Origin of the sequence: Lacipirellula parvula (genome assembly GCF_009177095.1) — a bacterium.
Lineage (GTDB): Bacteria > Planctomycetota > Planctomycetia > Pirellulales > Lacipirellulaceae > Lacipirellula > Lacipirellula parvula.
This window is the reverse complement of sequence record NZ_AP021861.1, coordinates 473,311-495,972: the sequence shown is the minus strand read 5'-3', so window position 1 is coordinate 495,972 and position 22,662 is coordinate 473,311. Positions and strand designations below refer to the sequence as shown.

Below are 22,662 nucleotides of genomic sequence, written 5' to 3'. Positions count from 1 at the left end.
ACTTTCCCCTTAAGCCACTCCAGAGAGATCCGAATGCGGACATAGCTTCGCGCCTCAGAACGAGTACAGATTAGATTTACCACAAAAGCGCGAGCATTGTACTTTTTTAAGCTCCAGCCGCAAACATCTAAAGCTCGTCGCGCCCCGCGGTGTCTCATAACAAGGGCTGAATAATAATTTATTAATCACGCCAATATCAACAATAAACCAGCGAACCGCGAACAGATGCTCACGACAACTGCTAGCGACGGCTGAGACTTTAAGCGCCCGACGCAAACGGAGGCCCCAACAGTCGCTTACGGCCTGTAGTTCGGCTGAAGGCGACGTTGCCGCGCAGGGTCGCCAGCGGCGCCTGGACAATCTCAGTCCAGCTAAGAGTTCGCCGCTTCCGCGGGCGAGTGTTGCGTCCGCTCTTGCCGGTAGACGGAGGGGGACGCTCCCTCCTGCTCGACGAACAACACTCGCATCCGTTCGACGCTGGAGAAACCAGCCAAGTACGAAACGGTTTTGATCGGCAGCGTCGTTTCGACGAGCAGCCGTTTCGCGCGACTCACCCGACAGGCGTTGATTTCGTCGAGCACGCTGCGGCCCGTCGCCGCAGTAAAGCGGCGGTCGAGCGTGCGGCGGGTAATGGGCAACTGCTTCGCAATGTCGTTTACCGAGATCGGGCGATGACTGTGCGTCCAGATAATTTCCATCGCTTGTCGAGTGATGGGATCTTCGAGTCCTTGCTCGGCGCCTTGCGGCCCGGCGACTGCTTCGCCGGCCGAAGGCGCGAGCGCCTGCAAGGCGTCGGCTACCAGCCCAAGCCCATGGAGCGAAAGCAGGATCGAGTTCTGAATGGGATTGGAGACGACCTGTTCCAGCAGCGCATCGAACTGAGCCGTGAGCTTCGCCGTCGCACGAACGCGAGAGAGCGGTTTTTGCGGGGAAAGCAGGCCTAAATTAGCAAGGCGATGCGCGATTTCGCCGTTGAAGCAGATCCAGCGTTCGGTCCAACCGGTCGAGGGTTCAGGGCGATAACGGTGCCACACGCCGGGGAAGAGGAAGATCGCGGTCGGCTCGCGAAACTGCTGCGCGCCGGCCTGTTCCGTTTCAAACGTCCCGGCGCCTTCGCTGATGAACACCAGCGCGAATTCAGGCAATACGCGGCCGCGGCGCCAATCGAAATGGTAAACGGCGGGATGCCCCTTGGGCGGATACGATTGCTTCGGCGCGATCGTCATCTTGCCGGCGCTCGTGAGGTACGCACCCCAGTTCATCGCGTCGTCGTTCACCGGCAAGTAGTGATGGAAGTCTTGCATGTCAACTCGCGAATGGGCGGCGGGGCGGCTACCGGCTTGGCTGAGCGGAACGCGGCTGTCGCGACGCCGCGACGGCGGAACCATGCCGCGTGCGGCGAGAACGAAACTCGGACGGCGACATGCCCTCGCGGCGACCAAAGAGCAGGCCCATCCGCTCGGGGCTGCTGAAGCCGACTTGGTTGGCGATCGAACGAAGCGAGAGGTCGGTTTCGGCCAGCAAACGCTTCGCGCGATTCAATCGACAATCGTTGATCTCTTCCAGAATCGAGCGGCCTGTTGCGGCGGCGAAACGGCGATCGAGCGTCCGGCGCGCGACGGCGAGTTCTTCCGCGACGTCGTCGATCGAAATCGCGCGATGCGACCGCGTGCGAATAATTCGGAGGGCGTCGACGACCACGGAATCTTCGAATCGCTGCGACGGCGAACTACCAGCGACCGTCGCATCATTTGCCGCGGCGACCGCCTCGATCGCTTCGGCGACGAGCCGTAGCACCTGCAGCGAGTAGAGCGCGGTCTGCGACATCGCGTTGGTGCGGATCTGCTCGAGCTGCATTTCGAATTTGCCGACGAGCGTCGACTTGGCGTCGAGCGGAGCGACCGCTCGCACGGGATCAATCATGCCTTGCGTCCACAAACGGTGGACCAGTTCGCCGTTGTACGAGAACCAGCGCTCGTTCCAGCCGACGCTTTGCACGGGGCGGTAACGATGCCACACGCCGGGGAAGAGCCACAGCAAAGTCGGCCCGGTAAAGCGGACGGCGGGGGTGAGCTCTGACTCGAATTCGCCAGCGCCCTGGGCGACGAGCACCATCTGAAACTCGGGCAACGTCCGGCCGCGTCGCCAGTCGAAATGGTACAGCGCGGGATGGCCGAAAGGAGGGTAGGGGGCGCCAGGCAGGATCGTCGCGGCGCCGGCCCCAGTAACGTACGCACCGCACCGCAGCAGGTCGTCGTCGACCGGAAAATATCGAAAGAAACTCTCTAGCTCGGCCATTTTAGCGCGCCGTCCCAGACGAATGCGTGATCGACGAGTGGAGACTGCGGCAGTCTCAAACCAAGGGAACTGGCGAGACGGCCGTCATCTCTCTTGTAAACAGCGAACGGGCTTGCCGCAACCCTGCTACGGGCATGGGGAGGAACCTTTGTCGTAACTCCGCACGAGCGCCCGAGAGCGAGGAACGCGAAGACCATGGGCGTAGTGCGAAGCACGATTTTTGGCCACAGGCCTTCGTGCACCGCAACTAGGGCAACGATGAGACGAGGCCCGCAGCCAAAGGGCTGCGCGCGTCTACTTTCGCAAATCTTGGCGTTTTGTTCGTTAAATCCGCGGCGCCGCCGTCATGTACAGGCAGGCTTTTGCGTGCGGTTACTTCGCGCCGTCCTTCGCCCGGGCGATCGCGAAGTCGACGAGCTCTTGGCAGTGGAAGAAGGCTTCATCGAAGTTATGGCCTTGGCCTGCAATGACCTTCACCGTGACGCAATCGCCGGCGCCGGCGGCCTTGAATTTCTCGGCCACGGCGGCGGAGTTTGATTCGAGCGGCACCACTTCGTCGACGTCGCCGTGGACCATGAACATCGGCGTACGAGCGTCGATGAGTGGCTGCAAACGGGCGACCGGATTGTGCTTATCGAGTTGCCGTTGAAGCTCCGTTTCCGTGAGATTGTAAGCTGGCGCTGCCTTGGCGATGCTGGGGTACGCACTGAGATCGAACACTGGATAGATGCCTGCGATTCCAGCCACCTGCTCAGGGTGCTCGACGGCCCAGTTCGTAACCCACAGGCCGCCGCGGCTGCGGCCGAGGAGGCACGGTTTGCGGGCGAAGTCGCGGCGTTCAACCAGCTGCTCGTACAGTTTGCTGAGGGCCTCGCAACCTGCAGGGCTGCCGTACGCTTCGCCGGCGTCGATGCCCGCGACCGCGATGCCGGCGTCGACGAACTGCCGCTGCATCCACGCTTCGCTGGCGTCGGGATAGGCCGGCAATGCCGGGGCGTACATAATCCAGGGCTGCGGCGTCGCCTGCTTCTGTTCGTCGGGGAGAATGACAAATGCGCGATGCCCGTCGACGTCGAGATTGACGACCGGCAAGCCAAGCCGCTTGCTGAGCGCTTCACCGTAGGTTTCCTGACTTACCTCTTCCGCCTGCAGACGCAACGCCGCAGATTGAGTCAGCCAGCAAACGACGCAAATGAGGACAAACTTGGCGCAACGTACACGCGACATGGCAACGGTCCCTTGGATTGAGCCAACGCGGCAAGCGTTCGAAATGCTTACGACGCGTTGCATTAGGATTACATTTTATCGCAAAAGGAGTTCCGCTTGGTACGGACATCAGCGATGATAATGTCGCTAGGCGAACTCATCCGCACAGACTCGTCAAGCTGATTCCAGGTGATCGACGGGACGAACTTTTCAGAATTTCATAAGATCACAGCATCGCGCGACTGATTCTGAACGACCACACTTATTCATGACTTCAGCCTGCGGTCGTAGCCAGCTGCTTGAGCAGCGTACGACGAGCGGTTGGATTGAGGAGTAGTTTCATGGCTCGCACTCCCGCGCGACCTTCGCGTCGCGGATTCTTGAAGCAAGCGGCCGTGGCCGCGTCGGCGGCGGTTGCGGCGCCGATGGTGATTCCCGGTTCGGCGCTCGGCCTCGACGGCGCGACGGCGCCGAGCGAGCGGATTACGGTCGGCGGCATCGGCATCGGCAATCGCGGCACCTACGACCTCGGCTGCTTCCTTGAGCAGAAAGACGTCCAGTTCCTCGCCGTCGCCGACGTGAAGCAAGCCCGTCGCGATGCGGTGAAGGGGATCGCCGACAAACATCACGGCAACGGCGACTGCGACACCTACCGCGACTTCCGCGACCTGCTCGCCCGCGACGACATCGACGCCGTGCTGATCGCCACCGGCCCGAACTGGCACGCCACCGCGGCAATGTACGCGGCCCGCGCCGGTAAGGACATGTACTGCGAAAAGCCGTGCACGAAGAACATCGCTCAGAGCATCAACCTCGTCGACACGATGCGGCGGACGGGGCGGGTGTTCCAGGTCGGCACGCAGCGGCGTAACTTGCCGCACTTCGCATTTGCTTGCGAACTCGCCCGTACCGGCAAGCTTGGCAAGCTCAAGCGGGTCTACGCTCACCCGATGGGGATGTCGGCGATGATGAGCGGTTGGCTCCCTGCCGAGGCCACTCCGGACAAAAATGTCGTCGATTGGAACATGTACCTCGGCCCGGCGTCGTGGCGGCCGTACAATCCGGCGCTCCTCGACGGGTTTAACTTTGAAAAAGGCGGCGGCCTCGTCGGCGGCGGCGTGCTGGAGTGGGGTTCGCACTGCGTCGATCTTTGCCAGTGGGCGGTCGACGCCGACGGTCAGGCGCCGGTGGAATACGAGCCGCCGGCGAACAAGCAAATCGTCGCGCGGTACGCGAACGGCGTCGAGCTGATCTTCCGCGAAGAAGGTTGGATGCCGCTCGGTTCGTGCCCAGTGCGGTTCGAAGGCGAGACGGGTTGGGTCGAAACGGGCGACAGCGGCAAGCTGGTGCTCAGCTCGCCGGAGCTGCTCGCTGGCCGCGAAGTCGCTGAAATCGGCGGCTATCCGGCGACGTTCCATGTGCGCGACTTCCTCGACTGTGTGAAGACCCGCAGCCAACCGAAGGGGAACGCCGAAGCGGCCTGTTTCGCTCATATTGCGTGCCATGCGACGAACATCGCGCTGGCGCTCAATCGCACGCTGAACTACCACCTTGCCAAGCATGAGTTTGTGAACGACGACCAAGCGAACCGGCTACGGTCGGAAGCGCTGCGGGAGCCGTGGCGGATTTAATCTAGCAACTCATTACGCATTTACTCACATGCCTTCTTCCTTTGCGCCTTCGCGCCTTTGCGTGAGACATTCTTAATTGAGATCTCACGCAAAGGCGCGAAGGCGCAAAGAAGAGGGAGAATAAAGAACAATAAACTCACTCCAGGTTTGGAGAGATTTGACCATGACTATTCGGATGCCGCTTCTTCGTGCGTTGGCGCTTCTGTTGCCGCTAGTGGCTGCTTCGGCGGCGCGGGCGGAGAATCTGTTTGAGACCAATGAGGCCGCGCTCATTGAGGTGCTCAAGACGGGCGAGCCGGCGGCGAAGGCGATTGCTTGCAAGAAGCTCGCCGTGTTGGGAACAAAGGACTCGGTGCCGCTGTTGGCGCCGTTGCTCGAGGACGAGCAGCTCGCTTCTTGGGCGCGGGTGGCGCTGGAGGTGATCGACGACCCGTCAGCCGATGCGGCCCTGCGCGACGCGGCGAGCAAGGCGAATGGCCAGCTCGCGATTGGCGCCATCAATTCACTGGGGGCTCGCCGCGACCAACAGGCCGGGCAGCTTGTCGCCGATGCCTTCGCGGCAGCGATGAAGGCCGATGATATTGAAGCGGTTGACGCCGCGGCGTGGGCGCTCGGCCAGATTGGCGGCGACAGCGCCGTCGCGACGCTGCGTGGCGCGCTGAAGAACGAATCGCCCGCCGTGCGAAATGCGGCGGCGCAAGGGCTCGTGCTTGCTGCGGAAGGCTTGCTGGACGCCGGTCAGCAAAGTGCGGCCGCTCAAATTTACGACGACGCTCGCGGGGCGGAAGTGCCGGTGCAGCGGCAGCTCGAAGCGACCCGTGGGGCGATTTTGGCCCGCGGCGAGGCGGGGATTCCGCTCTTGGTCGAGCAACTCCGCAGCGACAACAAGAAGTTCGTGCAGCTGGGACTCGGTACGGCGCGGGAACTCCCCGGCGCCCAAGTGGCTGCGGCACTGGTGAAGGAGCTTGAAACGGCGTCGCCCGAGCGGGCGCCGCTGCTCATTTACGCCCTGGCCGATCGGAAGGAACTTGTCGACGCGCCGGCCATCTTCCGCGCGGCGGTCGAGGGGGATGATTCGATTCAACTCGCGGCGATCAAGGTGCTCGCTCGCGCGGATGCACCAGCGCGGATCGACGCACTGCTGCAAGCGGCGGCCGATGACAATGCTGACGTCGCCCGCGCGGCGGCAACGGCTCTCGCCGACATGCAGGGAACTCGCGTCAACGGTCACCTCGTCGAGCTACTACCGGCAGCCAATGGAAAGCAACTCGCCGTGCTGCTCAACCTCGTCGGCAAGCGGCGGCTCGAAGCGACCGATGCCGTGACGAAGGCGCTCGCCAACGATGACGCCGCCGTGCGGCAAGCGGCGCTCGCAGCGTTCGGCGAAACGGTGACGCCCGCGCAGTTGCCGCTGCTCGTGAAAGAGTGCGTCGCCGCCCGCGACGACGCCGACGCGAAGGTCGCGTGGCGAGCACTGAAGTCGGCCGCGGTGCGGATGCCCGATCGCGAAGCGTGTGCCGAGCAACTCGCCGCCGCGCTCGCAGGCGCCGACGCCGACGACCAAGCCCAGCTTGTCGACATACTCGGCGCCGTCGGCGGCAAGCAAGCGATCGACGCGATGGCCGGCGTCATGCAACAAGGTTCCGACGCGGTACTCGACGCCGGCACCCGGGCCCTCGGCAACTGGATGGAAGTCGACGCGGCGCCGGTGATGCTCGAGCTCGCCAAGAGCGTGAAGGGCGACAAGTACCAGGTGCGAGCCCTCCGCTCGTACATCCGGCTCGCGCGGCAATTCAAAATGTCCGACGCGGCCCGCGCCGAAATGTGCGAAAAGGCGCTCGATGCGGCGACTCGCAACGATGAACGCGAACTCGTCTTCGCCGTGCTCGAACGTTATCCGAACGAGCATTCGCTCCGCGTCGCCAAAGCGGCCACCGCGCAGCCAGAACTCAAAGAACGGGCCGTAAGAGTCGCGGAAGCGATTGAACAAAAATCTCCAGGCAATTGAGAGCCATCGGCGGCAGCCCGCAACAAAATGGTGGAAACGCCCTAAAATTCGGCGGCATTCCCCGATCACAGCGCGAAACCATTCCGCGCTAGCGTGCTAACCAATCTCATTGATCGTCGCTCGCCTGAGGCGAATGATGGAAGAGTTGGATCCTCTTCCACTCCTCGATTTGGGCGGCGGCTATGCGTTCATTATTGGCGGCATGTGTGGCGTTGTTGGCATTTGGCTCTCAGGCTCACGCCGATGAGAAGCCGCGGGCTTCGGCGGCAGAGCTCCACGCGACGCCGATCGTCGCGCCGGCGACGCCGCTTGTCACCTGCGACCCCTACTTCAGCATTTGGTCGCCGGCCGACCGGCTGACCGACGCCGACACGGCCCACTGGACCGGCAAGCCGCATCGGCTCACGAGCCTCGCGTCGATCGACGGCAAGGTCTTCCGCCTGATGGGCAAGGAGCCGACCGACGCGCCGGCGCTCGAGCAAAAGAGCGTCACGATCTCGATGACGCAGACGACCTACGAGTTTGCCGGCGAAGGCGTGAAGCTGACGCTGACGTTCACGACGCCCGCGTTACCGGAAGACATCGACCTCTTGTCGCGGCCGATCACCTACGTCACTTACAAGGCGCAAGCCGAAGATGGCAAATCGCACGACGTGCGGCTGATGTTCGAAGCCTCGGCCGAGCTGACGGTCGACGTGCCTGAGCAGGGAGTCGTCGGCAACGTCGAAGCGATCGACGGTCTCACCACGGTGCGGCTCGGCTCGAAGGAGCAAAACACGCTTCGCAAGAAGGGCGACGACATTCGGATTGATTGGGGCTACCTCTACCTAGCGGCGCCGAAGAGCGAAAACGCCGCCACGGCGATCGGCTCCCCCGCGAAACTGCGGAAGGCATTCGCCGCGAAGGCGAGCGGTGCGTCTGAGGCGAAGGCAGCGGCCGACCGCGCTACTGACCTGGCCGCGGCGGTGACGTTCGATCTGCCGAAGGTCGGCGCCGAGCCGGTCGAACGCTTCCTCGTGATCGCGTACGACGATCTGCTCTCGATTGAATACATGCACCGCCCGCTGAAGGCGTTTTGGCGGCGGAACGGACTCGAAGCCGCGGGCCTGCTGACCGAAGCGGTGCGCGACTACGCGAAGATCACGGAGCGTTGCGACAAGTTCGACGCCGAGTTACAGAAGGACCTGACCGCAGCAGGCGGCGAAGACTACTACGCCATCGGGGCGCTCGCCTATCGCCAGTGCTTCGCGGCGGGCAAGTTCGTCGCCGACGCCAACGGCCAGCCGCTGCAGTTCAGCAAAGAAAACCACTCGAACGGCTGCATCGCAACATCGGACATTTTCTACCCGATGTCGCCGCAGTTCATGCTGTTCGGCCCGTCGCTAACGAAGTCGTTCCTCACGCCGTTCATGAACTACGCGGCGAGCGAGCGTTGGAAGTTCCCGTTCGCCCCGCATGACCTCGGCACCTACCCGAAGGCGAACGGCCAGGTGTACGGCGGCGGCGAGCTGACCGAAGACAACCAAATGCCGGTCGAAGAGAGCGGCAACGTGCTGCTGCTGATGGCGGCGCTCGCGAAGATGGAAGGGAACGCCGACTACGCGTCGCTCTACTGGCCGACGCTGGTGAAGTGGGCCGAGTACCTGAAGGAACAAGGGTTCGATCCGCCGAACCAGCTCTGCACCGACGACTTCGCCGGGCACATGGCTCACAACGTGAACTTGTCGGGGAAGGCGATTTGTGCGCTCGGCGCGTTCGCCCAACTGTGCGAGATGCGCGGCGACGCGAAGCTGGCCCAAGAGTATCGCCAAATTGCGGAACAGTACGCCGCACGCTGGGTGAAGGAAGCAGCCGACGGCGACCACTTCCGGCTCGCGTTCGACAAGCCCGACACCTGGAGCCAGAAGTACAACCTCGTGTGGGACAAGCTGCTCGGCCTGGAGCTGTTCCCAGATGACGTGCGTCGGAAGGAGATGGACTTCTACCTGAAGTCGCAGAACGAGTACGGCCTGCCGCTCGACAATCGGAACGTGTACACGAAGCTCGATTGGATCTTGTGGACGGCGACGCTCACGCAAGATCGGAAGGACTTCGACGCCCTCACCGCGCCGGTTTATAAGTTCTTGAGCGCGACCCCGAGCCGTTCGCCGATGAACGACTGGTTCCGGACGAACGACGCCACGAAAGTCGGCTTCACCGCGCGGCCGGTGGTGGGCGGCGTCTTCCTGCAGTTGCTCTACAACGACGGCCTGTGGAAGAAGTACGCCAGCCGCGACGTCACGAAGGCGAAAGACTTCGCCCCGATGCCGAAGCCGCCGAAGATCACCACCGTGTTGCCGGCCGCGATCAGCAAGCCGGTCGTGTGGCGTTACACGACGACGAAGCCGGCCGACGGTTGGCAGGGAGTGAAGTTCGACGACGCGAAGTGGAAAGAAGGAAAGTCGGGCTTCGGCACGCGCGGCACGCCGGGAGCGATCATCGGCACCGTGTGGGATTCGCCGGAGATCTGGATTCGCCGCGAGTTCAACCTGCGGAAGGGCGCCAACCTCGCCGAGGTGCAGCTGTACGTCAACCACGACGAAGACGCCGAGATTTACGTCAACGGCGTGCTCGCCGCGACGTGCAACGGCTACAACGGCCAGTACGAAGCGATGCAGATGCGGGACGAAGCCCGCGCGACGCTGAAGCCGACCGGCAACACGCTGGCGGTGAAGTGCCGGCAGTCGACCGGCGGGCAGTATATTGACGTCGGCATGGTAACGGTCGAGCAGGTGGATGATGCGAAGACGGCGGCGGTGCAGCGGTAGGCTGGAGCCTTCAGCGCGTGAACTCCCCGTCGTCTAAAGCGTCGTCACAGTGCCAACGGCCCTGGAGGGGCCGAGTGATGTAGCCAGGGGCGCAAGCCCCTGGTCTAGCGTCGTTCAGTACCGTGCTAGCCCCGTGAGGGGCGACATCGCTCGACCCACGTCGAAGAGAACTGTGTCGCCCCTAACGGGGCTTTGGGCGTCGCATCGTCGTTGGCCAGGGGCTCACGCCCCTGGCTACACTATGCCGCCCCTCCGGGGCTGGGCTGCCGAAGCATTTCTCGTGCTTGAAAGCGGCTTCCCATTCGATTGCGACTCACTCGTGATAGCACCGGGTTGCGCGCTCTGGCTCCACTGGGGGCATTCCACTAGAATCCCGCCCCGCCTCCGTTTGCCGGAGGGTTTCAACTGCTTGAGGGTGCGCGCTGTCGGACGCTCAGAACTTTGAACACCACTCGCCAATCAACTGGGCCGGCCTCTGCGCCGCCTTCATTCCTAGAACGCCACCTCGTCGCGTTCACGATCCTGGCCATTCTCCAGGGTTGCGCGATCTGCATTTGGGCGCCGTCGGCCGAGACGTTTCTCGAAGGGCTGCGGTTCGGCCAAACGAACATTCCGATCGCCGTCGGGCTCATCGTGATGATGTACCCCTCGCTGGCGAAGATTCGCTTCGAGGAAATCGGCTCGCTCGTGCCGCACCTCAGCGGGTTGCGGTGGACGCTGCTGCAGCACTGGCTGCTCGGTCCGCTGCTGATGACGCTGTTGGCGACGTTGTTCCTGCGCAACGAACCGGAGTACGCGGTGGGGCTCATCCTTATCGGGCTCGCGCGCGGCCTGGGCGGCATCTCGGTGTGGACGAAGTTGGCCGAAGGGGACCAACAGTACGCGAACAGCATCGTCACGCTCAACGCGTTGTTTCAATTGATTCTCTACCCGCTGCTGGCGTGGTTCTTCGTGTCGATGCTGCCGCCGCTGATCGGCATGGGAACGGCTGCGTTCGATGCGGAGATCTATCAGTACTATGGCGCCGTCGCGATTTACCTCGGCATTCCGCTGGCGATCGCCGTCGGCGTGCGGCTACTGTTGGTGAAGTGGCGCGGCCGCGAGTGGTACGAAGCGTCATTCGTGCCGTGCATTGCTCCGCTTCGTCCCGCCGCGATTCTGTTCACCTCGGTCGTCATCTTCTCGCTGAAGACGGACGAACTGCTCGCGATGCCGCTGCAGCTGCTGCAAGTCGGCGCCCCGCTGGCGATCTACTTTTGCGTGATGTTCTTGTGGTCGTTCTTCAGCGAGACGAAGCGCGGGGCCTCGTACTCGCGGACGTCGACAATTGCCATTTCGAGCGCGAGCAGCAACATCGAGCTCGCCGTGGCGATGGCGGTGACCCTGTTCGGCATCGACTCGGCCCAGGCGTTCGCCACGGTCGCGGGGCCGCTGGTGGAGATCCCGGCGATGGTCGGCTGCGTGAGCGCGGCGTGGTATTTCCAGCGGCGATATTTCTCGGCGCCCGAGGGAATTCACCGGCTGCCGGCGGAGACGGTGGTGACCGGTTCGAGCCGTTGGAAGCGGCCGTTGAGCTCGACTTCTTCGACGCCCTGAGCGCGGCAAGTCGATTGACCCGGAAATTTGACGCCTGGCACGCCTCGCACAGAGCCGCTCGGTTGGTACGCTAGAACGATGCCTAGCGTCACCAACATTGCCGGTTATCAGTTCGTCCCCCTGAATGATCTCGCCCCGTTGCGGCAGCAGTTGCTGCGCGACTGCAAAGCGTGGGGGCTGCGCGGCTCGATTCTGATTAGCCCCGAGGGGATCAACCTGTTCGTTGCCGGCAGCGAGGCGTCGATTGAGTCGCTGCTCGCGGCGGTGCGGGCGCTGCCGGGACTGGCGGACTTCACGCCGAAGTACAGCGTTAGCGACGACCAGCCGTTTCGGCGGATGCTCGTGCGGATCAAGAAAGAGATCATCGCGTTCGGCGTGCCGGGGATCGAGCCGGGCCGGCGCACGTCGCCGAAGCTGCCGCCGCACGAGCTGAAGCGGTGGCTCGACGAAGGTCGGCCCGTGACGCTGCTCGACACGCGCAACGAATACGAAGTGCGGCTCGGCACGTTCACGAACGCGAAGACGCTCGGTATCAATCACTTTCGCGATTTCCCCGCGGCGGTGGCGGAGTTGCCGGCCGAGATGAAGCAGCAGCCGATCGTGATGTTCTGCACCGGCGGCATCCGCTGCGAGAAGGCGGGGCCGTACATGGAACGCGAGGGGTTCGAGCAGATCTTTCAGCTCGACGGCGGCATCCTCAAATATTTCGAAGACTGCGGCGGCGATCACTACGACGGCGAATGTTTTGTGTTCGATCGCCGCGTCGGGCTCGATGCGGGGCTCGTTGAAACAGCGAACGCCCAGTGCTACTCGTGCCTGGCGCCGCTGACGCCGACCGACCAGCGCGACGAGCGTTACGAACCGGGGAAGACCTGCCCGTACTGCTACGTTGCCGCTGGCGAGCAATTGGAGCGAACGCTGGCCGAGCGGGCGGCCGCCATCGCCGCCGCCACGACGCCGCTGCCGGGGAGCGCGCCGTACGACAACTATCGACCGATCACGATCTCGGCGAAGTACGATGGCCGCGAGTTGCTCGCCATGTTGTGCGAGGTCTTTCCGCATCTGTCGCGAGAGTATTGGCAGGAGCGATTCGATCGCGGGCTGCTCCTCAACGACAAGCATGAGCCGGTCGCTGCGAGCCAGTTGGTTCGTGCCGGGCAGCGGTATCTCAATTCAACGCCCGCGATGTCGGAACCCGATGTGAGCGCCGACATTCGCGTGCTGTATGAAGATGCGGCGCTCGTCGTCGTCAACAAGCCGGCGCCGCTGCCGCTGCATCCTTCGGGTCGGTTCAATCGCAACACGCTGCAAGCGATTCTCAACGAGGTTTATCAGCCGCAAAAACTGCGGCCGGTCCATCGGCTCGATGCGAACACGACCGGCGTGGTAGTGTTCGCACGCACGGGGGCCTGGGCGTCGCGGGTGCAGCCGCAGTTCGCTGCAGGGAATGTTGAGAAGGTTTACCTAGCGAGGATTCAAGGGACGCCGGCAGAAGCGGGGTTCATTTGCGAGGCGCCGATTGGAACCGAGACGACCGACCTCGGCGGCCGCGCGATCGACGAGCAGGGGCAAGCGGCGCGCACTGAGTTCCGTTTGTTAAAAACGTTTGCCGACGGCACATCGCTCGTCGAAGCGCGTCCGATCACCGGCCGCACGAACCAAATTCGCGTCCACCTGTGGCATCTCGGCTGGCCAATTGTTGGCGAGCAAGCGTATCTGCCGGGGCGGCAACTGGGCGAGACGCAGACACACGGCGTTGATGATCCGCCGCTTTGTTTGCATGCGCTGCGGATTGTGTTTGATCATCCGCAGACTGGGGAGCGGGTGACGTTTGAGGCTGCGGCGCCGGGGTGGGCGGGGTGAAGCAATCTGGGTGGCGTACTCTCGCCCTCAAGGCGTGAGCATGTGAAGTCCAAAGCGTTCAACTAGTTTGCTCCGGCGGGTCGTTGACTCGCGGCTACGAACGCTGAAAGTGTTTAAGCTTCCAGCCCAGGGTTCGACGCGCAGCGGCGTACCCTGGGATTGTTGGATCGTGATTGGTCGCAACCCTGTAAGGGTTGCATCGCTCGGCTCGCCGGTGCGACGCTTCAACCCCTTCAGGGTTGGTGCAGCCCTCGGACCAATCAACCCTGGGCTGGAGGATGCAACGCCGCTGGCGTTGAGACCGCGCCGCCGGGGCGGGCGTTTTAACTCAGCATGGGTGGCATGCTCTCAGCCCTTAGCCGTCAGCATGTGAAGTCCGCAGCGTTCAACTGGTTCGCTCCGGCGGGTCGTTGACCCGCGGCTACTTTTTCTGCGGTACTTCTAGGATTTCTTTGCGGCCGCCGAGGCCGGGTTGCCATTGGAGGGTCATGCGGTCTTCGAACTCCGCGGCGCTCGCAGCGAGTTCGTGAAGCCAGGGCGTCGGCGCGTAGAACATTGCCGGGACAATGAGGACGTTGCGGCGATTTTCGTCTTCGAGTTTCTTCAGGACGTTGGGGAGCGCGAGTTCACCATCGGCCGTGGCGATGCGGGTGCGATGGAAGCGACTCGCCTTCGTGAGCGGATCGTCCGCTTCAAGCTTCTTCCACGCGGCGATCTCGTCGGCGGAGACGCCGGCGGGAAGGACGATGACCGTCGTGCCGCCGAAGGGGCCGGGGCATTTGGGAAGGGCGCCGGGACGAGCGGCGGCGGTCGACGTGATTGCTGTTGAGATCACCTCGCCTTCACCAGCGGTCGGCGCCGTTGAGGCGACCGCGACGGGCGTGTTGAGTTGCTCCGACAACCAGCGCGATTGTAAACGGCCCCAATGCTGCGCGCGGGCCGAGGGTTCAGCAACGACGAGCATTTTGCCGGCGCGCTTTTCAACGGCATCGGCGACTGGCTTGCCGAGTGCGACGGCGAGCAAATTGTCTTGTTCCGCTTCGCGCTGCCACGGATCGGTCGCCGCCGCGACGAAACGGCTCGGAACGCCAACCTCCGTGTACGCGGCCAGTTCTTCCTTCCACCATTCCTCAGAATCGGCCGGGCCGGTGACGACTAGCGAACGCTTAGGCCGCGCCGATTCAAGGCGATACTCCGGCAGCGGCAGTGGAATGTCTTTTAGTTTGGCGTAGTGGCGTGGATTGATCGCGACCGCGCTCGCGCTCAGCCGGTCGGTCTGCAAGATGACGGCGGCGACGACGGTGGCGCCAGCGCCTTCGCCCGCGAGTGCCACGTGCTGCGGATCGATCGGAAAGTGCCGCAGCAAGTAGGCCCAGGTCTCTTCAACGCCCCCGAACAGGCCGCCGATGTCTTCGGTAAACGTCGCCGGCAAGAACCAGCGGCCGCCGATGGCGAGATCGAACTGCCGCTCTTGCGTCGGGGCCTCGATAACGGCGATCGCCGCCGCGTCGCCGAAGTGCTGGCGGCAAAGTTCCATCCCTTCTTCCGCGGTGAGGCCGTCGTCGCTGAGCCAAATCAACAGCGGCACGCGACGCTCCGGCGAGGCATCCTTCGGCATATGGAGTAGATAGGAGAGCGAGCCGCCGATGGCGACGCTCCGTTTGCCTTGGTCGATGTTCGAGGCCCGCGCTTCGACGAGCGCTTCGTAGTCGGCCGCCGGCGTCCCCGTGTTGCGATGCGAAATCGGATTCGACGTCGGCACGATGGCGACCGTTTTCACCTTCGCGTCGGGGTTGCGTTGCCGGAACTGGTCGACCACCCCTTGCCAGTAGGCCGAGTGAAAGCCGCCGTTCACGTGCAGCACCGCGTACCCCGGATGCTGCTTGAGCGCGTCGGCGCAGGCTTCGCCCATCGAGTTGTCCCACAGCGACTGCGTCGAGTGGAGGCGTTCCTCGTCAGTCTCCGCGGTGCTCATCATGCCGGCGTGGCCGCGGATGGCGTTGTCCATTCGCTTCCAATACTCCGGCGAGTTGGCGAGATACTCGCGCGGCGTCACAGCGCGGTCTTCGGCGGAGAGCGAGTCCCACGCCTCGGGCCCGGCCATCATCAGCCGCTGTCGCACCGGGGCTGGAAAATTGGCGGCGATCACCGGGATCCCGGCCTCTTTCGCACGCTCGACGAGCGGCCGATAGGCTTCGTGGTAGTTGCCCCACGGACGGGCCTTCGCGAGGAAGGTGGCTTCGTCGATCTCGCCGGCGAGATAACGGTCGAGTTCCGGCTGCACGTCGCGGTCGAACATTTCGAGCGACAGGACGACGCGGTTGTCGCGGTTCGTGATCAAGCAGTCGAGAATTTCCAACTGCAAGCGATGAGTCGTTTCGTCAGTGTGCTGCTCGCCCAGGAACACAGCGTCGGCCTGACCGAGTTGACTGATAAACTCGTCCTGCGACACATCAGCGTCGGTGCGACCATCGCGAATCGCAATCGAGCGTTCAATAGCGGGAGCACCCCAAGGCTCGGCGAACACCGCCGTCCGAGCGGCGCAGAAAAAGAGGACGATGAGAAGCCCGCGGAAGACTCGCTTCGTTCGTTGCCGAAGTCTCGAAGTTACGGGCAACCGTTCTTCTGCAGGATTGGGCAATTGGCTGAACGACATGATGCGCTCGCGTGGTGAGTTGTCCGTAAGGGATGCAGGTTACCTTAGTCCATTGCACAGCGATCTCAAGGGCGTACAGCCTCAGGCGAAAAACATCGCCCGGCCCACGAGTCGTCGCGGGCCAGGCGCGTTGCCTATCTGATTCGTCGCGTACTACTTGCGTCGGCGCCGCGCCGCAAGGCAAGCCACGCCGCCGCATGCCGCCAGCGCCAGCGTCGCCGGTTCCGGCACCGCGGCGCGGGCGATCGTGTCAACTTGCGTTCCCTTGAAGCTCGTCGACGTGCCCAGAGCAGTCGCGTTCAACGTGTAGCTCGCAACATTGCCCGGCAAGGTCCACTCGAAGAGGTAGCCCTTGGTGTAATCGGGGCCTTCGCCGTAGCCCGCCGCGACGCCGGCGAACAGGCCCAGGTCTTGAAAGCTGCCCGTGCCGGTCGAGGTGGTGTACGCCGTTGGGTAGATCCATGTCGCCGTAGCGTCGTCGTAGAGCTTGTTCATGTACTCGACGCCGGTGGCAAGGCCGATCGGTGCGCCGCCTAGGGGCGTCACGGTGACGGTGTTGAGATCGAGCCACTCACCAATGCGGTCGATGGAAAGCTGCCAACGAATCGTCGTGTTGTAGCCGGCGCCAAGGTTGTAATCGGGTACGGTGGCTGTCGGCTGGATCTTTGCGCTAAAGCTGTAGATGCCATAGGTGCTGGTCATGAAGCCAACCGCGCTGCCGGCCTTGGCCGTGCCGTTCGGATTCACCGGAGCGTACTGCGCCTGCAACGCGGCGAGTTCGCTGGGGCTGGTCGGCGTTTGGTACGCTTCCTTGGCGCCGTTCGCGCGATAGCCAGGCGAGTTGTTGGCGCCAGCGGCAGCGAAGCCGTTGATCCATTCTTGGTAGGTCGAGTTCGGCTGGCCCTGCCAGGTCGGGTCGATGAACCCGTCGTTGTAGAGGGCGGCCGAGACGCTCGTCGCCAAGCCGACGGCGAGCAATATGGCAGCCATCGCCGCCTGGAACATTGTTTTCATGAGACAAAACTCCTGAACAAAATGGTGCAACTCACTGTTGCGGAATTGAAATGGAGAGAGCTACGCCGACGACGCTCGCTGACCTGGCGACGAAACTGTGCTGAGCAGCGAGCGATGCGGTTGAGTGGCGGTGAAGCGGCACCCGTGGAGCCCTAGCTGCGGCGACGATGCCGCACGATCAGCCCGCAGAGGCCAACGGCGCCGAGCGCGAGCGTCGTCGGTTCCGGCACGGCGACCTGATCCACTTGGAAAGCGAGGGATTGAGTGAAACCGAGCGTCAGCGTGATCGCGTAAGAATCAATCGCTTCTGCGATGTTCGCGAGGTCCCACGAGTAGTGGTAGTAGTCTGCAACGGTCCCAGTGCTGGTGAACGTCAGCAACGAGGGAATAAGGCTCTGACTGCCGCCGTTGTAAGAAAGGGCGAGGCCGAACGGCGCGGCGTCGAAGTTGTTGATAATGCCCTGGAACTCAAGCGACGTCAGGCCGCTTTCAATGGTCGAGTCGGTCAGCGTAATCACGCCGTTGCCGTAGAGCCCGGCGCCGGCTGGATAAACGCTGCCGGAGATGCGCGTCATCACCGCGTCGCCAGAGCCGGCGACGTTCGAACCAAAACCGTTCACGAAGGCGTTGGTGGCTGTCGTTTGATCGCCGCGCCCATGCCGGTGCGGTTCATTTGGTTCCAGCCGTCGACGGAGACGGAATCGGGCACGTCGACGAACGACGCATGGATCGTGTTGGCCGAAGCTTGGGCGCCAAGGCCCAGGACAGCGAGACCGAGCACGGCCAAAAATGCAAACTTCATGAGACTTACTCCAATAAAAAAACGGGGGTGCAGCGCGGTCGATACAGCGACCGCGACAGTGGACATCCTTGGGTTGCCTTCGATGACGGACGTCATCGCATGCGATCACGACTTGGTCGTGCGTCGGGTTAGGCACATCCCGACGAAGCTGGCGACGACCGCCAGCGAAATGGCTGTAGGTTCCGGCACGGCGGCGACGGCGCTGCCAGCGGAGGGCGCCGTCGCGGCGCCGAAGTTAGCGTTCCAATCTTCGAGCTGCCCGCTCGTGTAGGTCGTTCCGACGCCGCGCTGCCAAACCAGGAAGTCGGCGCCGTCGACGACGCCGTCGGCGTTGAAGTCGCCGACTAGCCCAGGCTCAACCGGCGGCCGACGACGAAGTTCGCCAGCGAGGGTTCGCCGTTCATGCTGCCGATCGCCGTGTCGAGTCGGGCCGCGCTGAAGGCGCCATGGTTGACGTTGCCGTAGTGCACGCGAAAATCGCCAGTCCACTCGGGCATCCAAATCGACCAGAGGTTTTCTTGCCACGGAATCTCGCCGTGCGGACTTGGCTCGCTGATCGCTTGGAAGTTAAGCCCCCAGTGCAGAATCGAAACGCCGCCGGGAATAGGCGAACCGTCGTGCAGGGTGATCTCGATGCCGAGCGGGTCGTAGCCTTGTTCGTACGAACCGTCGGGATTGCCGATGGCGAGCATCGGGCGCACGTCGGGGTTCGCGGCGGAAGAAGTTTGAAATAGCGCAAGCGTGCCGCCCGCGCGACTCCCCGTGGCGCCGCCGTAGTTGCCGGCGAGGATCGTGCCGGTGAAGTCGCCTGTGTAGGCGTAGAAGTTGCCGCTGGTGGTGATGTACCCCGGAGCCGACGCAGTGATCGTGCCGCTGAAGACGGGCCCGCTGCCGTCAGTTTGCAAACCGCCGATCGCATCGACTTGCGCTGAGCGCGAATTCAGACGACGGGCGTACAGGTCCGACCACTCTTGCCGCGTCGTGTGGGCGTCGCCGAGCGTCCACAGATTGGTGATCGAGGTGACGTCGGGCGTGCCGGCGCTCTCCACGCCAAAGACGTTGCCGGGGCCGTCGCCAAACGTCGGGAGGTAATTGTTCGGACCGTAAGTTGGCACGGCCGAGGGCTCAGCAAAATGTTTTGAACCGTCGATCGCCGCATCAGCAGCCGCCGACAGCGCCAACAGTAGGGCCACGGCAAGAGCGACGCCGCCCAGTCGTTTGAGTATGTGGTGATGCATGGTGGGTTCCTGCGTGTCAGTAGTCGCCAAGCTGCTGCTTCGCGGAGTCGTTAGGGGGGCGAATTCAGTTCAAAGTCGAAGTCGCCGCCGCCTTGCTCATCGACCTCGACCTGCAGCGGGGTGGCCGCGGCGTAAAGCTCCGGCAGCGGCCGGCGCGGTTTGCGTTCGGCAGTGGGTAGATCGGGGTCAACGTCAGGCGGGTCATCCACGATTTGCACTTGGTAGCGGCCCGGCAGTAGCCCGACGTCGGCGAGCAGGCGGTAAGTTCCGTCCTTCACGAGGCAGCCGGTTTTCTTTTGCCCCTCCGCCGTCGGCACGAACAAGATTCGTGCTTCGCTGAGTGGCTGACCATCGAGCGTGACGATTCCTTGAACTCCGTGTTTCGTCGGCCCACCGCAGCCGAAGCAACAGGCGAGTGCGATCGCCAGCGCTAAAGTCCTTCGATGCGAAGTCGTGCGAATCATGGCGCCGCTCCCGTCTCGCCGTCGTCGCGCTGTGCGAGGCGTTGCAGCGTCACGTCGGCGGTCGTCTCCGCGATGAAGCGGACCGCGCCGTCGACCAGCGCCATGTTGACGCCGCCCGGATGATCGCTGCGGAACGTAACCCATTCGTCGCAGCCGGTGATCAGTCGATCGGCGTTGAAGACGCCGCTGAAGCCGCCTTGGTTGGCGTTCATCGGATAAAAGTCGTACCAGAGCGGGCAGCCGTAGCACGGGACCGTACCGCCCGTTTCGACGTCGACCCCGCACAGGACCGTGTCGGGCGGCGCGACCGCGGGCGGATAGATCAGCCCAGCATCCATGTCGCCAAGAAGAAAGGTGTTCGAGCTACCGTCGAGCGACGCGATCAGCGAGACGCTGGTCTTCTTCAACAGCGAACTCTTCGGGTCGACGATGGCGCCGTTGTGGTACGTTTCCTTCGGCTGGCCGCTGCCGGTGCAGCACTTGCCGAAGTGGGGATAGCCGCTGCCGGTGGTCATCGCGTAGCCCGACCAGGCGTAATTCGGCTCGGCGCCGGCGAACGCCATCGACGGGCAGCGGTAGGCGGGAATCGCGACGCTGCGAATCTGCGCGTTGTCGGCGTGGCCAATCGCACGCTTCACGTTGTACGTCGCGAACAGCGACTGCTGCTCCATGTACGGCAGAATCGGAATGAACGCGCTGCCGCCGGTGAACGTGCGGAGCGAACCGGAGCCGTACGACGTTTCCGTCCCGGGCAGTTGCTTGTGGACGGCGTCGTGCTGATGGAGCGCGAGGGCGATCTGCTTCACATGGCTGACGCATTGCGCGCGGCGCGACGCTTCACGGGCGGCCTGAACCGCCGGCAGCAGCAGCGCGACGAGCATGCCGATGATCGCGATCACCACCAGCAGTTCGACGAGCGTGAACGCACGGCGTTTCGATTGCTGCACGCAGTGCAGCGACGGACGCATCGAGCGACGACTTCGCAACGATGTGCGGCCATACGGCCACACAAACCTAGAAATCATGAGAACCAGCCAATAACGCAAATAGCTGGAGTACGACGCCGCCTAAACTCCTCGCAATTCGGAGGGATAGGGACGTGAGAATCCGCCAGCAAGACTATCGGAGGGACGAGTCGACCGCAGAAGACTCGTATGCTGGCGGGCGAAGAGGCGCTGGCTAGCAAGCAATGAAGTGAGATTAAATCTCAGGTATCCAAGTACCTTATTTCAGTTCGAGAGCGTCGTCAACCGTCGAGCCGGATAACTTCTCAGTTTCCAGAGACGCCTAGATGACTCTCTTTTCTTTTTTAAGCGTAAAGTAGCGGCGACCGTGCGGTAATTGAGCGCTCGACTAACGCTGCAAAATCAATTTGTTGTTACGCGTCAGCAGCAGACGGTAAACTTTGCCGTCGTGGTGGATGCACGCCATCTTCTGGCCCTGAAACAACTCCTCGGACGAAACCGAACGCGGGGCAGGGGGCGGTTCGGGACGCTCAGGCAGCGGCGGCGCGGTCATCATCGTCTTTCACAGAAGCTGGAGTTTGGAGAAAGTTCAGCCGCTGAAGATCGCCGTACGAAACCGCGATCTTCAGCGACGGTAAGTTTGCGGTGAAATTAAACTTCCGCGCCGACGTCGAAGCCGAGCTCCTGCACCAGTTGCAGCAGCCAGGCGTGAATGCGGTCGTCGGTCAGCCCCGGCTCGTTGTCTTCATCGAGGCCGAGGCCGAGGAAGTGGTCGTCGTCGAACATGCCGGTCGATTCGTGGAAATCGTAACCGTCCGCGGGCCAGACGCCGATCAGCGAGGCGCCGCGCGACTCAACCTTTTGCCACAGTTCGCCGAGGGCGTCGAGGAAGTTGTAGGGATAGCCGACCGCGTCGCCCATCGCGAACAGGGCGACCTTCTTGCCGGTGAGATCGACCTGGTCGAGCTTCGGCAGGAAGTCGGCCCAATCGTCTTGCATCTCGCCGATGTTCCAGGTGGAGCAACCGAGCAGCAGGATGTCGTATTCGGCAAGCTCGGCCGGCGCGGCCTTGGCGACGTCGCGCACGGGATCAGGAATCAGCTCACCGAGTTCCGCCTTGATCTTGTTGGCGGCCATCTCGGTGTTGCCAGTGCTGGAGCCGTAGAAGATGCCAATTCGCATCGAAGATCTCCTTGTCGTCGTAGGTCGGTGTGAGAAACGCGTCTTCTGCAGGGACGCGCGGTTGGCGGGATTGGTTCGTGGGGCTTAGTCGTCGCCTTCGGGAGAAGACCAGTCGCTGGCGAGGATGGCTAATCGTTGGCGGCAGACGTTGGCATTCGTTTCGTCGCCGACACTGTCGAAGATCGTTTGCATGAGCGTCAGGCAACGGATGCAGCTGAACTCTTCGCAGTCGACCCCTTCGAGCAGGTAGGCGCCGGCGGCCGAGCAGCCAGACTCGTGGAGCATCCACGCCAGGCGGACGCGGTACTCGACGTTTTCGGGTTCGAGATGATGCGCGCGAAACATGCTCGGCAGGATCTGCTTCACCGGCCGGCGGAGTCGTCGCATGTAATGGACGATGCCAAGATGCGGATCGGCGCGATCGGGAAAACTCTCCGCGGCGCGACGGCAAACCTGCAGCGCGAGCTCGCATTCACCGCAGCGACCGAGTCCGGCGGCAAGCGTGGCGAGCAGATCGACGGCAAGGTCGGGCAGCGTCGCCAAGTGGCAGTAGATCGCAGAGGCCGATTCGCGGAAGCCGCCCCGGTCGTAGCACTTGGCCAGCACCAACTGGGCTCGCGGCGAGAGCGGGATCAGGAGACTCGCCCGCTCGATCGCCGTGAGCGCCAGCTCGAAATCGTCCTTCGCGTAGGCGAGCGTACCCAGCAGTTCCCACAGCCGCCCGTCGTCGGCCCGCTGATCGAGGTCGGCCGTGACGAGGTCGACGGCGTCATCGATACGGTTGACGTTGAACAAGCCAACCGCTCGCTCGTACGTGTCGTCGATTGCGGAATTCGCCACGGCGAAGCCTCCAGAAATAGAGGGTAGGGGGTGTGCTGGACGCGGCCTTTTCAGCCGGCTTTCGGGGATTTGGGGCGATTCGTCGCCTCAGT

19 protein-coding genes are annotated in these 22,662 nt (G+C 63.2%); 6 read left to right on the top strand and 13 right to left on the bottom strand.

Annotated elements, in window-relative coordinates:
* Positions 1-371: 371 nt before the first annotated feature.
* The 3 genes from PLANPX_RS01870 to PLANPX_RS01860 form a co-directional block, all read right to left on the bottom strand.
* Entirely contained in the window at positions 372-1,304 is a 933-nt protein-coding gene (locus tag PLANPX_RS01870) for an AraC family transcriptional regulator (protein WP_172991801.1), read from the bottom strand.
* Between the two features lie 28 nt (positions 1,305-1,332).
* Entirely contained in the window at positions 1,333-2,298 is a 966-nt protein-coding gene (locus tag PLANPX_RS01865; RefSeq protein ID WP_152097080.1) for a helix-turn-helix domain-containing protein, read from the bottom strand.
* A gap of 372 nt (positions 2,299-2,670) precedes the next feature.
* A complete protein-coding gene (locus PLANPX_RS01860) occupies positions 2,671-3,525 on the bottom strand; it encodes an alpha/beta hydrolase family protein (RefSeq protein WP_152097079.1) in 855 nt (284 codons plus the stop codon).
* A gap of 320 nt (positions 3,526-3,845) precedes the next feature.
* On the opposite strand from PLANPX_RS01860, the gene PLANPX_RS01855 reads away from it, so the two are divergent.
* From PLANPX_RS01855 to PLANPX_RS01835, 5 genes are all read left to right on the top strand, one after another.
* Complete coding sequence (locus PLANPX_RS01855) at positions 3,846-5,135, top strand: Gfo/Idh/MocA family protein (RefSeq protein WP_152097078.1); 1,290 nt, start codon at positions 3,846-3,848, stop codon at positions 5,133-5,135.
* 163 nt (positions 5,136-5,298) lie between these two features.
* Positions 5,299-7,143 carry a HEAT repeat domain-containing protein gene (locus PLANPX_RS01850; protein WP_152097077.1) on the top strand — a complete coding sequence of 615 codons (1,845 nt, stop codon included), beginning with the start codon at positions 5,299-5,301 and terminating at the stop codon, positions 7,141-7,143.
* A 182-nt stretch (positions 7,144-7,325) separates the two neighbouring features.
* Positions 7,326-9,950, top strand: coding sequence for a glutaminase family protein (locus PLANPX_RS01845; RefSeq protein ID WP_152097076.1), 2,625 nt, complete (start codon positions 7,326-7,328; stop codon positions 9,948-9,950).
* Positions 9,951-10,391: 441 nt separating this feature from the next.
* A complete protein-coding gene (arsB, locus tag PLANPX_RS01840) occupies positions 10,392-11,546 on the top strand; it encodes an ACR3 family arsenite efflux transporter (protein ID WP_172991800.1) in 1,155 nt (384 codons plus the stop codon).
* Between the two features lie 78 nt (positions 11,547-11,624).
* Entirely contained in the window at positions 11,625-13,409 is a 1,785-nt protein-coding gene (locus PLANPX_RS01835) for an RluA family pseudouridine synthase (protein ID WP_152097074.1), read from the top strand.
* Positions 13,410-13,830: 421 nt separating this feature from the next.
* On the opposite strand, the gene PLANPX_RS01830 is transcribed toward PLANPX_RS01835, so the two are convergent.
* From PLANPX_RS01830 to PLANPX_RS27715, 4 genes are all read right to left on the bottom strand, one after another.
* A complete protein-coding gene (locus PLANPX_RS01830; protein WP_152097073.1) occupies positions 13,831-16,065 on the bottom strand; it encodes a ChaN family lipoprotein in 2,235 nt (744 codons plus the stop codon).
* A gap of 153 nt (positions 16,066-16,218) precedes the next feature.
* Positions 16,219-17,079 (bottom strand): PEP-CTERM sorting domain-containing protein, encoded by an 861-nt coding sequence (locus PLANPX_RS01825; protein WP_152097072.1) that lies wholly within the window; start codon positions 17,077-17,079, stop codon positions 16,219-16,221.
* 152 nt (positions 17,080-17,231) lie between these two features.
* Positions 17,232-17,699, bottom strand: a complete 468-nt coding sequence (locus tag PLANPX_RS01820) for a PEP-CTERM sorting domain-containing protein (RefSeq protein WP_198421835.1) — start codon at positions 17,697-17,699, stop codon at positions 17,232-17,234.
* Positions 17,696-17,881 (bottom strand): hypothetical protein, encoded by a 186-nt coding sequence (locus PLANPX_RS27715; RefSeq protein WP_198421834.1) that lies wholly within the window; start codon positions 17,879-17,881, stop codon positions 17,696-17,698. The genes PLANPX_RS01820 and PLANPX_RS27715 overlap by 4 nt, the downstream gene beginning before the upstream one ends.
* Before the next feature lie 82 nt (positions 17,882-17,963).
* Between PLANPX_RS27715 and PLANPX_RS01815 the strand changes: the two genes are divergently transcribed.
* On the top strand, positions 17,964-18,152 hold the full coding sequence (locus PLANPX_RS01815; RefSeq protein WP_152097071.1) for a hypothetical protein: 189 nt from the start codon (positions 17,964-17,966) through the stop codon (positions 18,150-18,152).
* Positions 18,153-18,225: 73 nt separating this feature from the next.
* Here PLANPX_RS01815 and PLANPX_RS01810 read toward each other — a convergent pair whose 3' ends face one another.
* The 6 genes from PLANPX_RS01810 to PLANPX_RS01785 all read right to left on the bottom strand — a co-directional run bounded on the left by PLANPX_RS01810 (position 18,226) and on the right by PLANPX_RS01785 (position 22,570).
* Positions 18,226-19,119, bottom strand: a complete 894-nt coding sequence (locus tag PLANPX_RS01810) for a hypothetical protein (RefSeq protein ID WP_152097070.1) — start codon at positions 19,117-19,119, stop codon at positions 18,226-18,228.
* 50 nt (positions 19,120-19,169) lie between these two features.
* Positions 19,170-19,583: a hypothetical protein gene (locus PLANPX_RS01805; RefSeq protein ID WP_152097069.1), complete on the bottom strand. Its 414-nt coding sequence runs from the start codon at positions 19,581-19,583 to the stop codon at positions 19,170-19,172.
* Complete coding sequence (locus PLANPX_RS01800; protein WP_172991799.1) at positions 19,580-20,551, bottom strand: DUF1559 domain-containing protein; 972 nt, start codon at positions 20,549-20,551, stop codon at positions 19,580-19,582. The genes PLANPX_RS01805 and PLANPX_RS01800 overlap by 4 nt, the downstream gene beginning before the upstream one ends.
* 385 nt (positions 20,552-20,936) lie before the next feature.
* Positions 20,937-21,104: a hemin uptake protein HemP gene (hemP, locus tag PLANPX_RS01795; RefSeq protein ID WP_152097067.1), complete on the bottom strand. Its 168-nt coding sequence runs from the start codon at positions 21,102-21,104 to the stop codon at positions 20,937-20,939.
* Between the two features lie 95 nt (positions 21,105-21,199).
* Complete coding sequence (locus PLANPX_RS01790; protein WP_152097066.1) at positions 21,200-21,730, bottom strand: flavodoxin; 531 nt, start codon at positions 21,728-21,730, stop codon at positions 21,200-21,202.
* An 84-nt stretch (positions 21,731-21,814) separates the two neighbouring features.
* On the bottom strand, positions 21,815-22,570 hold the full coding sequence (locus tag PLANPX_RS01785) for a tetratricopeptide repeat protein (protein ID WP_152097065.1): 756 nt from the start codon (positions 22,568-22,570) through the stop codon (positions 21,815-21,817).
* Positions 22,571-22,662: the final 92 nt, after the last annotated feature.